At 66.3% G+C, this 11,044-nt stretch carries 11 protein-coding genes and 1 pseudogene; 8 read left to right on the top strand and 4 right to left on the bottom strand.

Annotation, left to right across the window (positions count from 1 at the left end; genetic code table 11):
• The first annotated feature begins 50 nt into the window (after window positions 1–50).
• Window positions 51–884 (top strand): SDR family oxidoreductase, encoded by an 834-nt coding sequence (locus LRS08_RS06595; protein ID WP_241232433.1) that lies wholly within the window; start codon window positions 51–53, stop codon window positions 882–884.
• 4 nt (window positions 885–888) lie between these two features.
• Here LRS08_RS06595 and LRS08_RS06590 read toward each other — a convergent pair whose 3' ends face one another.
• Genes LRS08_RS06590 through LRS08_RS06580 form a run of 3 tightly spaced genes read right to left on the bottom strand, consistent with a single transcriptional unit; the run spans window position 889 to window position 4,359 of the window.
• The gene (locus tag LRS08_RS06590) at window positions 889–2,139 is read right to left on the bottom strand and encodes an MFS transporter (protein ID WP_257844421.1); all 1,251 of its coding nucleotides are present in this window, start codon (window positions 2,137–2,139) and stop codon (window positions 889–891) included.
• On the bottom strand, window positions 2,117–3,472 hold the full coding sequence (locus LRS08_RS06585) for an MFS transporter (RefSeq protein WP_260481470.1): 1,356 nt from the start codon (window positions 3,470–3,472) through the stop codon (window positions 2,117–2,119). Before LRS08_RS06585 ends, LRS08_RS06590 begins: the two co-directional genes overlap by 23 nt.
• Entirely contained in the window at window positions 3,469–4,359 is an 891-nt protein-coding gene (locus LRS08_RS06580; protein ID WP_260481658.1) for an aldo/keto reductase, read from the bottom strand. The genes LRS08_RS06585 and LRS08_RS06580 overlap by 4 nt, the downstream gene beginning before the upstream one ends.
• Window positions 4,360–4,656: 297 nt before the next feature.
• On the opposite strand from LRS08_RS06580, the gene LRS08_RS06575 reads away from it, so the two are divergent.
• The 7 genes and pseudogenes from LRS08_RS06575 (at window position 4,657) to LRS08_RS06550 (ending at window position 10,243) form a co-directional block, all read left to right on the top strand.
• Window positions 4,657–5,064, top strand: coding sequence for a Zn-ribbon domain-containing OB-fold protein (locus LRS08_RS06575; RefSeq protein ID WP_257844423.1), 408 nt, complete (start codon window positions 4,657–4,659; stop codon window positions 5,062–5,064).
• Window positions 5,061–6,209 (top strand): annotated as a pseudogene (locus LRS08_RS20235) (thiolase family protein); the annotation flags it as partial. The gene LRS08_RS06575 and the pseudogene LRS08_RS20235, both read left to right, overlap by 4 nt.
• A gap of 43 nt (window positions 6,210–6,252) precedes the next feature.
• Entirely contained in the window at window positions 6,253–7,125 is an 873-nt protein-coding gene (locus LRS08_RS06570; RefSeq protein WP_257844425.1) for an NAD(P)-dependent oxidoreductase, read from the top strand.
• Complete coding sequence (locus LRS08_RS06565; protein WP_260481469.1) at window positions 7,112–7,522, top strand: hypothetical protein; 411 nt, start codon at window positions 7,112–7,114, stop codon at window positions 7,520–7,522. The genes LRS08_RS06570 and LRS08_RS06565 overlap by 14 nt, the downstream gene beginning before the upstream one ends.
• Window positions 7,414–7,992: a cupin domain-containing protein gene (locus tag LRS08_RS06560; RefSeq protein ID WP_260481468.1), complete on the top strand. Its 579-nt coding sequence runs from the start codon at window positions 7,414–7,416 to the stop codon at window positions 7,990–7,992. The genes LRS08_RS06565 and LRS08_RS06560 overlap by 109 nt, the downstream gene beginning before the upstream one ends.
• A 4-nt stretch (window positions 7,993–7,996) precedes the next feature.
• Window positions 7,997–8,527, top strand: a complete 531-nt coding sequence (locus LRS08_RS06555) for a carboxymuconolactone decarboxylase family protein (protein WP_075150287.1) — start codon at window positions 7,997–7,999, stop codon at window positions 8,525–8,527.
• Window positions 8,528–8,581: 54 nt separating this feature from the next.
• Complete coding sequence (locus LRS08_RS06550) at window positions 8,582–10,243, top strand: MFS transporter (protein WP_257844427.1); 1,662 nt, start codon at window positions 8,582–8,584, stop codon at window positions 10,241–10,243.
• Window positions 10,244–10,249: 6 nt separating this feature from the next.
• Here the strand turns inward: LRS08_RS06550 and LRS08_RS06545 are convergent, their stop codons facing one another.
• On the bottom strand, window positions 10,250–11,041 hold the full coding sequence (locus tag LRS08_RS06545) for an enoyl-CoA hydratase/isomerase family protein (RefSeq protein ID WP_257844428.1): 792 nt from the start codon (window positions 11,039–11,041) through the stop codon (window positions 10,250–10,252).
• Between the last annotated feature and the right edge of the window lie 3 nt (window positions 11,042–11,044).

Here is an 11,044-nt window from a genome sequence, read left to right as displayed (position 1 = left end):
GCGCGCCAAGCCCGTGGGGAAGGAGAAGGGCGATGTTTGCAGAGGGGTTGTTGCGGAATTCCCGTATCCTCGTCACCGGCGGGGGCAGCGGCCTGGGCAAGGAGATCGCGCGGTCCTGCGTCGCGCTCGGCGCAACCGTCTATCTGTGCGGCCGCCGTTCCTCGGTGCTGGAGGAAGCCGCGGCGGAACTGGGGACGGGCGCGATCCCGATCGTGTGCGACATCAAGTCGTCCGAGGCGATCGAGGCGATGCTCGATACGATCTGGGCCAGCGGTCCGCTTACCGGACTCGTCAACAACGCCGCCGGAAATTTCCTTGCCCGGACGGAGGACCTGTCGATGCGCGGGTTCGATGCCATCGCCGACATCGTGTTCAAGGGCACGTTCCAGATGACGCAAGCGTGCGGCAAGCGATGGCTCGCCGGCGGAACCAAGGGGTCGGTCGTGTCGATCCTGGCGACCTGGGTGTGGAACGGATCGCCCTTCGCGGTGCCCTCGGCCATGTCGAAGGCCGGGGTTCATGTCATGACGCAAAGCCTGGCGGTGGAATGGGGCGGGCGCGGCATCCGGCTCAATGCGATTTGCCCCGGCCCGTTCGAGACCGAAGGGGCCAGCGCGCGCCTCAATCCCACAGGCGACAGCCGCTTCGGCTGGAACCCGATGGGGCGGCACGGCACGCCGCAGGAACTGGGCAATCTGGCCATATTCCTGCTCGCGCCGGGCGCCGAGTTCATCAACGGGCAGACCATCGCGATCGACGGGGCCGCCTGGCAAGGCACGGGACAGAATTTCTCGGCATTGACCGAGTGGAGCGACGCGCAATGGGCGGACGCCAAGGCTGCTGCCCGCGGGATCGATGCGCGCGACAAGGCCGCGCGCGGCTGATCACTCAGGCTGCCGGGCCATGGTCCGGATATCGGCCCAAGGTACCAAGCAGCACCGCGGAGAGACCGGCCAGCGGAATGACGATCCACAGGAACAAGTCATAGGCGCCGGTGGCGTCGCGAATCGTTCCCGCGATCCACGGTCCCAGCCCGACGCCTGCGAGCAGCGCGGACGTGATCCAGCCGAACAGGCTGCCGAAGCTGCGCATCCCGAAATAGCGCGTGGAGAGATAGATCACCGAATCATATTCGCCACCGATACACAGGCCGAGAAACGCGATGGCGACGATTGCCATCGGAACCGAGCCAGGAAAGGCGAGCAGCAGCGCTGCGGCGATGATCGGCAACGCAACGCTGATGGCGCCGACCGGCGGCCCGGGCAGCCGGTCCAGCATGAACCCCACCCCCAGCCGTCCGATGATCGAGAAGATGCCGGCGATCCCGGCGGCATAGGTCGCGTTCGCGCGGCTCAGCCCCATTTCCGACAGCAACGGCACGAGATGAAAGACAAAGCCGACGATCACGCCGGTGATGATGATCGCCGTAAGCAGGAGCTGCCAGAACTGCCGCGTGCGGACGCCTTCGCGCAGCGTGTACCCGGTGACGGCATCGGAAATCTTCTTGCCGCTGCCATCCCGTTCGAAGCGCGCGTCGTGGAAGAAGAACCAGAGCACGGGGACGACAACCAGGGCAAAACCGGTGCCTAGCGCAAGATATGCGCCTCGCCAGCCCAGGCCGTCGATCAGCAGCCGGGTGATCGTCGGCAGGCACGCCTGCGCAAGGCCAGTGCCCGACAGCATGACCGCCAGCGCCAGCCCGCGCCCGGCCGAGAAATGCGACGATACCGCGGTCGACCATATCGTCGGCTTCAGGAAGAGCGTGGCGACGCCGAACACGGCCCACAGCGCCCACCAGCTGTAGATCGAGGGACCCGCAAGCGACAGCGAGGCGGTGGTGGCACAGACCATGATCGTGCCGGGGATCGCCATCCGCCGTGCACCCCATCGGTCGATGAAGATCCCGAACAGGGGCGACAACAATACGCCAAGGAGCGCGGGCGCCATCAGCGCCGCCGATATGTCCGCGCGCGACCAGCCGAACTCCGCTTCGAGCGGGGCCACGAACACACCGGTCGCATAGATCTGAACACTGCCCAGCGCGACGCCGCAACAGGCTGCGACGACCAGCGCCCAGCCGGTTCGCCATTCAGCAAGCGTTTGACCGCGCGAGGGTTCAGGCGCTGAGGGGTGATGCATCGATACGCTCCAGTTCGAGCCGGATTTCGGCATGACGGGCCGCGGTGAGCGGATAACGGAAGGCGACCCATGCAGCCGCGAAGCACAAGAGGATCGGCAGGCCGATATAGAGGATCTGCAGGCCCGTCATTGCCGACGCGGCGTTGGCGGCGCCGGGCGCGGGGTCGAATGCGAACAGCGACAGCGCCCAGAACATCAGGCCGACGGACACGGCCTGGCCGATCTTCCAGACCCCGATCAGCAGCGCGTAGAGCAATCCGGTCCGTTCCTGCCGCGTACGAAGCCGCTCCTCGTCGCTGACATCGGCGATCATCGCGCGGGGCAGCAACGACGAGCCGCCATAGGCGATGCCGACGATGCCCTGGGCCAGCAGCAGCAGGACAAGCTGTCCGGCCGGTACCGCCCAGATCGCCGCCTGACCGGCCGCATAGACCAGCGCGGCGACGGCCAGCGCATTATGCTTGCCGATCGCAATGGCCATCCGCGACCAGAGCGGCGTCAAGGCCATGCCGGCGATGGCATGAACGATGAACAACAGACCCAGATCGGCCGCGTCCAGCCCCTTGGTCCGCGTGAAGTAGAACAGCGCCAGCGTCGATGTCGCGCCGCCGGTAATTCCGAGCAATGCCTCGCAGGCAAGCAGGCGCTGAACGGTGCGGTTGCGCATCATCTCGAAATAGTCGCGCAGTCCGCCGCCCTGGCGTTCGGCCACCACGGGACGTTCGCGGACCAGCGCCAGCGTGATGGTGACCATGACGGGCGCAAGAACGATCACCAGCCAGGCCATCGCCGCCATGCTTGCCGCCTGCCCGGTGATGCCGGCTATGCCGACAAGCTTGGGCATGAGCATCGCACCGATCATGCCGATCGAGAAGGCGATCTGCCACCAGCCATAGATGCGGGAGCGTTCATGATAGTCTGGCGAGACATTGGCGGCGAGGGCGAGCTGCGCCAGCGTCATGATCGACCACCCGGCATAGGCCATCAGCAACCAGCCGGTGAGGTAGAGCGGACCGACACCCGGTCGCGCCATGAACAACATGCCCATTGAGAGCATGATGATGGGCGCGGCGATGGCCAGCCACGGGCGATAGCGCCCGAACCGGGTCTTCACTCGGTCCATCACCCCGCCGATAAACGGATCGAACCCGATATCGAGCAGGCGGACGACCATGAACACCGTGCCGACCATCGCGAGGTCCAGCCCGAGCGTACCGGAATAATAAGCAGGGAGATAGACGACCAAAGGAAGACTGAGCGCTGCCAGCGGAATGCTGGGTCCGGCAAGCGCGAGCATCACATGGCGGGGCAAACGTTTGGGCGTTTCAGTCATAGGATCGCCTGCGCGCGCGCATCGGACTCGAACCGCGCGATGAAGTTTTGGGGATAGGGGATTGCCGGCGCCGATACCGTATCGAGCGCGGTGCGCTCGGCGGCGGTCAGCTCCAGATCGGTGGCGGCGAGGTTGGCGTCGAACTGTTCTTCAGAACTGAAACCGATGATGGCGGTTGCGACGGCGGGCCGCTCCAGCACCCAGGCAAGCGCGACCGCAGCAACCGGAACCCCACGCGCATCGGCGATCTGCTTCAGCGCATCGACGATGCGGTGACCCTGCTCCCGGTCGAAGGGCAGCAGGTCCATCGAAGCCAGCCGGCCATTCTGTCCCCCGGGATCATCGCGCGTGTATTTGCCGGAGAGGAACCCGCTCGATAGCGGACTCCACACCATCGTCCCGATCCCCGCGTCCAGCGCGAGCGGCACATATTCCTGCTCGATGTCGCGGGCGATGAGTGAATAATACATCTGCCCGGTCACGAACCGGGCCAGCCCGTTCGCCTGTTGCATCGCGATCGCCTTGGCGGCGAGCCAGGCCGGCCAGTTGGAAAAGCCGATATAGCGCGCCTTGCCCGCGCGAACCACGGCATCGAGCGCGGTGAGCGTCTCGTGCAGCGGGGTCAGCGGATCGGGGCGGTGGCAGATAAAGACGTCGACCCAGTCGGTCCCGATGCGCGACAGGCTGGCATCGATCGATCCATGGATATGCCGGGCGGAGAGACCGGCATTCTGCAGGCCCTGATCCATCCTCATGCCGACCTTGGTGGCGATCACCGCTTCGCCGCGCCGCTTGCCGAGCGCCCGTCCGAACAGCGTCTCTGACTCGCCCCGATGATAGACGTCGGCGGTGTCGAAGAAATTGAGTCCCGAGGTCGAGCGCGCGATTGACGAGCGTTGCGCACACGCGCTCGTCGATCGCGGCCAAAGGCCCCTTCCACGCGGCGCCGAGGGTCATCGTCCCGAAGGCGAGCTTTGAAACCAGCAGCCCGCTGTCGCCGAGCCTTGAATAACGCATCCGCTTCTCCCGATCGGGAGAGTGGGCGCGCATGCCGGCAAAGCCAAGCGGAGCCGCCATGCGAACAGATAGGCGATGAATCGCGGCCGCCGGTGGCGGGGAACCGCTTTTGGTCCTAGCTGCGGCCGAGGCGAGAAGTCCGAGAAGCGCGCGGGAGAGAGAAAGCGATGAACGGCCCTGTTCGGCCACTGCCCGCGGTCGATGGCGATAACCGGCCTTTCTGGACCGGCGGTCGCGATGGGCTGCTGATGATCGCGCGTTGCGCCGATTGCGGCTATCATGTGCATCCACCGACGCGCTTCTGCCCGGCTTGCGAAAGCCGCGCAGTCGCGCCGCAAGCCGTGTCGGGACGCGGGCGGGTCTATAGCTTCACCGTCAACTACAAGGCCTGGGTACCGGACTTGCCAGTGCCCTATGTGCTGGCGCTGGTCGAACTCGACGAGCAGGCGGGTCTGCGGTTGCCGGCGAATATCGTCGGCTGCGACCCGGACGATGTCGAGATCGGGATGGCGGTCTCGGTGCGGTTCGAGACGGTCGAAGATCTCCATGTGCCGCTGTTCGGGCCTGCGGCATGAGCGGTTACGGCGAAAAGGAATGCGCGATCACCGGAATCGGCATGTCCGAAGTATCGCGCGGCGCCAGCAAGACACCGCTGGGCCTGACGATCGACGCCTGCATGGAAGCGATCGAGGATGCGGGGCTGACGCGCGCCGACATCGATGGCGTGTCGAGCTATCCCGGTGGCGACAATAATGCTTCGGGCTTTTCGCCGGTCGGCGTGCCCGCATTGATGGATGCGCTTCGGATCGAACCCAATTGGTATTCGGGCGGCGGCGAAACGCCGGGACAGCTGGGCGCGGTATTCAACGCCATCGGCGCCATCGCGGCGGGGCTTTGCAACCATGTCCTCGTATTCCGCACCGTCTATGAAGCCTCGGCGCGCAAGGGCGGGACCTTTGCCAACGCCTTGTTCAAGGGGCGTGAGCGCGCCCATGGCCAGCTCGCCGAATGGGCGCCCTATTGGGCGCTCTCGGCGGCGGTACAGCAATCGCTCTATTTTCAGCGGTTCATCCACGATTATGGCGCGCGGCCCGACCAGGTCGGCTGGATCGCGGTCAACAACCGGCGCAACGCGGCGCGCAATCCCAAGGCGGTGTATCGCGACCCGATCACGATCGACGACTATCTGGCATCCCCGCTCATATGCACACCACTGCACCTCTATGATTGCGACGTGCCGTGCGATGGCGCGGTGGCGCTGATCGTATCGCGCCGCGAGATTGCGCGCGATCTGCGCAACCCGGTGCTGCGCATCGAGGCGGTCGGGTCGGCACTCCATCGCCGCTACAGCTGGTCGCAGATCGAGACGCCCGCGACGCAGGCGACGCGGTCGGTAGCGAAGATGATGTGGTCGCGCACCGATCTCACGCCTGCCGATCTGGACATGGCGCAGCTCTATGACGGCTTCACCTACCATACGCTGGCCTGGCTCGGGTCGATGGGGATTTGCGACCACGCCGACGCCGCCGCGTTCGTCGAAGGCGGCAAGCGGATCGCGATCGAGGGTGAGATGCCGATCAACACCGGGGGAGGTCAGCTCTCGGCCGGGCGCCTGCATGCTTATGGTCAGTTGCACGAGGCCTGTACCCAGTTGTGGGAGCGCGGCGGTGCGCGGCAAGTGCCCGGCGATGTCAGGGTGAGCGTGAACTGCACGGCGGGTGGCCCCCTGGCGGGCTGCATGCTGCTGGTGCGGGGAGTAGGCGATGCGGGTCGGATTCATCGGTCTGGGCGATCAGGGCGGCCCGATGGCGCGCATGATCGTGGATGCGGGCTTTCCGGTCACTCTTTGGGCACGGCGTGCGTCCGCGATCGAGCGGTTCGTGGCGCGCGGGGCAGGGGTTGCGGCAGATCCTGCGGCGCTGGCGTCAGCCTGCGAACTGGTCTGCCTGTGCGTGACCGGTGATGCCGATGTGCGTGAACTGCTGATCGATCGCGGCATGATCGCGGCTCTGCGCAAGCGAAGCCTGGTCGCGATCCATTCGACCATCAACCCGAAAACCTGCGTCGAGCTGGCGCGAATGGTTTCCGCCCGGGGCGCCACCTTGCTCGATATGCCGGTGTCGGGATCAGGGCATGCCGCGCTCGCGCGCAAATTGCTGGTGATGACGGGGGGCGATGCCGGCGCGATCGCGCGAACCATGCCGGTGCTCGAGAGCTACGCAGGAACGATCATCCGCATGGGGGATGTCGGCGCCGCGATGAATGCGAAGCTGGTCAACAACCTGATGGCCGTGGTCAATATCGGCCAGGCATTCCACGCGCTCGCGCTCGGCCGGAAGGTGGGAGTCGAGCCCGCGGCGCTGCGCCAGGCGCTGATGGTGGGAACCGGGCGCAGCTTTGCCATCGATCTGATCGCGCGGCTGCATGTGCCAAAGCGCGCGCATCATGTGCGAGGGGTATTGGTGAAGGATGTCGACCTGGCGATCGATGCGATGCCGGCGGACGAACGCGCCTATTGGCGGCCGCTGGCTCAGGCCGGGTTGGATGCACTCGAACAACTGATCTCCGGCGGGGTGACGCTGCTGCCGGCGAAGGAGGAGGAACATGGCGAATATATCGTCTATGGCACGGCCTGACAGGGCCGCTGCGCGCGCTGAATTCTATGCGCCCGAAATCGCCTTCGACCGCCCCGTGCCCAAGGTGCCGGCCGCGGCGTTCCGCGCGGAGCGCGATCGCGCGTTCGCGGCCGATGCGGCGACGGGTTCGATCCCTTGCGACCTGTCCGGGCAGCTGGGCAGCCCCTGGCCCGCGACCACGCCGACCATGCTCGCCCGTTATGTCGTGATCCGCGCGGGCGAGACGCTGCAGCACCAGCACTGCTCGACCGGCGAGGTCTTCTACGTCATGCGCGGCGCGGGAGAGCGGTGTGCCGGGCCGAACAATTTGCGTGGAAGCGCGGCGATGCATTCTGCCTGCCCGGCGGTGAGCCGGTCGAGCATCTGGCAGCGCAGGATGCGATCCTGCTGCAGGTGACCAACGAGCCCGAGCTCGCCTATCTGCGGGCCGCGCCGGGCGACGCCGCGATCGAGCCGACGCTGTTTCCCGGCGAGATCGCCGAACAGCATCTCCACAACGTCCATGGCCGCAACAGCGAACAGCGCGCGGCGGGCAAGTCCGTCGTGTTCCTCACCGCGATGATGGCGAGCCGCCGTGTCACGACGCCGACCCTGCTCTCGGCGCTCAACACGCTGGAGCCCGGCGGCGACCAGCGGCCGCATCGTCACAGCTCGGTTGCGCTGACGCTGAGCATCCAGGGCGAGGGCGTCTATTCGATGGTCGATGGCGAGCGCATCGACTGGGCGCCCGATACGCTGTTCGTCACCCCGCCCGGCGCGGTGCATTCGCACCATAACCGGGGAGACAAGATGATGCTGAGCTATGTCGTGCAGGATACCGGCCTTCACAGCCAGCTGCGTACCACCAACTTTGCATGGACGGAGTGACACGATGCCGGTGATCGCCCCGTTGCCGATGGAAGAGATCGATGCCGAGAGCCGCGCGCGGATCGCCGCCGGTCAGGCGACGGGCATGTACAGCCAGACGCTACCGCTTCAGGTCATGGCGCGTGCGCCCGCCGCGTTGCGCGCGATGGACGAGGGGTACAAGGCGATGTTCCGCCGGTCGCTGCTGGATGACCGGCTACGCGAGCTGCTTCGCATCCGCAGCGCCCAGCTCAACGGATGCGGACCCTGCTCGCAATCGCGCAAGGAGACGGACGTCGCCGAAAGCGACGTCGCGTGCCTGATCGATCCCGACGCCGGCAGCTATTCGCGACGTGAACGTCTCGCGCTCCAGTTCCTGGTGCGTCTGTGTACCGAACCCGATGCGATCACGCCGGCGACCTATGTCGAATTGGCCGAGGCGTTTTCGGTCGCGGAGATCGTCGAACTGGGCTGGACCTGCGCACAGACGATGGCGGGGCATCGATTCATGCACACACTGGATCTGCTGGGTGACGGCGAGGCCGTTCTTGGATGATGCGTCGTTGGGCGCAGCTTGCCGCGGATGCGGACGCAGCATGGCGGCGAAGCGGTGAACGAAGAAGCTGATGGCACCAGGAAGGACAGCGGCACCTTCCAGCCGCTCGTCCATCGCAATTTTCGCGAGATATGGCTCGCCAGCCTGATGTCGAACCTGGCGCTGCTGATCACCGGCGTCGGTGCAGCCTGGGCGATGACGCTGCTGACGGACAGCGCGCAGATGGTGGCGCTGGTCCAGTCCGCGCTGATGCTGCCCTTTCTGTTCCTGGCAATGCCGGCGGGCGCGATCGCCGACAGCTATGACCGGCGCAGGGTGGCCATCCTTGCGATGGGGGGCGCCGCCTTGTCCAACCTGCTGCTCCTTGGCGTGGCCCTATCGGGCCTGCTCACGCCCTGGCTGTTGCTGGCGCTGTGTTTTCTGGTCGGCATCTTCAACACCATTTTCACGCCCTCCTGGCAGTCGGCAGTCTCCGAACAGGTGCCGGCCGAGGATCTGCCGCGCGCGGTCGCCCTCAACGCGATCAGCTTCAACATCGCGCGCAGCTTCGGGCCGGCGCTGGGCGGCGCGATCGTCGCCGCCATCGGCGCGGCAGCGGCATTCGCGGCATCGGTGCTGCTCTATGTGCCGATGATCGCCGCCTTCTGGCGCTGGAAGCGCGTGCCGGACACGCCGCGCCTGCCGCCGGAGCGCGTGGGCGGAGCGATCGTCTCGGGGATCCAGTATATTGGACATTCAGGGGCGATGCGCGCGGTGATCGTGCGCAGTTTCCTCTATTGCGCAGGGGCGTCGTCGGTCGCGGGATTGCTGCCATTGATCTCGAAGCTCCATCTTCAGGGCGGCCCGCTCGTCTTTGGCCTGCTGCTTGCCTGCTATGGCGGCGGTGCGGTGATCGGTGGCGTGTTCCTGCAGCGGCTGCGCAGCATGCTGGGACACAGCCCGACCGAGAATGGCGTTGCCCTGACGGCGGCGGCGATCATTGCCCTGGCCTTTGCAGGGTCGCTTTGGGTAGCGGCGCCGATCCTGATCTTCCTGGGGGCGGTCTGGACGCAGGCGCTGACCACGCTGAATGTCGCGGTTCAGACGGGCGCGCCGCGCTGGGTCTCGGGACGGGCGCTCGCAGGCTTTCAGGCGACGGCGGCGGGAGGTTTTGCGCTCGGCAGCTGGGTGTGGGGCTATGTCGTGGAGGAATCGTCGCTGACGGCGGCGATGATCGCATCGGGTGTCGCGTTGATGGCCTTCTCGATTGCCGGGCGCTTGATGAAATCGCCTGAGGATATCCCTAACCCTGCCGCCGCACGATACGATCCGGCCGACCCCGAGATCGACCTCGCGCTAACCGGGCGTAGCGGCCCGATCGCCATCCAGGTCGTGCATATCGTGCCCGAAGAAGATGCGCGCGGCTTCTATGACATCATGCTGGAAATCCGTCGCATCCGTCGCCGCAACGGGGCCAGCGCCTGGTCGCTTGCGCGCGATATTGCTGACGCGCGCCGCTGGATCGAGCGATTCCACTGCCCGACCTGGCATGACTATCTTCGCCATCGCACCCGCCTGACCGCCGAGGAGCTCGGGCTACTGAGCGTTATCGCGGAACGCTATGGCGAGAATGGTCAGCTTCGCATGACCAGGCTCCTCGAGCGGCCGGTCGGGTCGGTGCGTTGGCAGGCCGACACGCCTGATCGGGGCGAGCTTCCCGCCGCGCTCGCCCCCTGAGGACGATCAGCTGCTCCGCGTGAAGTCCGGCGGCCGTTTCTCGAGAAAGGCGCTGATCGCCTCCCGAAAATCGCCCGAACCGCCGCACAGCAATTGGGTCCGCGCTTCCAGCGCAATAGCGGCCTGCATCGAAGCGGTCTCCAGGTTGCGGCGGACGACGTCCTTGGTCATCGCAACGCCAAAGGGCGCGTTCGCGGCGATCAGGCGGGCCGTTTCGAGCGCGGTATCGAGCAGCGCATCGTCCGCCACGGTCCGCAGGACATAGCCGATCCGCTCGGCCTCCTCGGCCTCGAATTTGCGGCCGGTCAGCATCAGCTCGAATGCGCGCGACAGGCCGATCAGGCGCGGCAACAGCCAGGAAATTCCGCACTCGCCAGCCGAGAGACCCAGCCGTGCGTTGGCGATGGAAAAATGGGCCGAGCGCCCGGCGATGCGAATATCGGCGGCAAGCGTGAAGGCGAAGCCGCCGCCCGCCGCCGCGCCGTTGACTGCGGCGATCACCGGCTGGCGCAGATTGGCGATGCGCTCCATCAGCCTGGCGAGGCGAAGCTGCGAAGCCAGCGACTCTTCGGGTCCTGCGCTTTCCACGAAATCGCTCTTGAGGTCAGCTCCGGCGCAAAAGGCGCGGCCGGCGCCGGTCAGGATCAGGACCCGGGCCTCGCGATCCGCGTCCAGCCGGTCGAACAGCGCCTCGAACGACGCGATCAGGTTGCGGTCGATCGCATTCATGCGCGCCGGGCGGTTGATCGTGGCGATGACGATGCCGCCGTCGTGCCTGTCGATCTGCAGTTCGTTCATCTG

This window comes from Sphingomonas sp. J315 (assembly GCF_024666595.1).
In the GTDB taxonomy this organism is placed as follows: domain Bacteria; phylum Pseudomonadota; class Alphaproteobacteria; order Sphingomonadales; family Sphingomonadaceae; genus Sphingomonas.
This window is presented reverse-complemented; position numbering and strand designations above follow the sequence as displayed.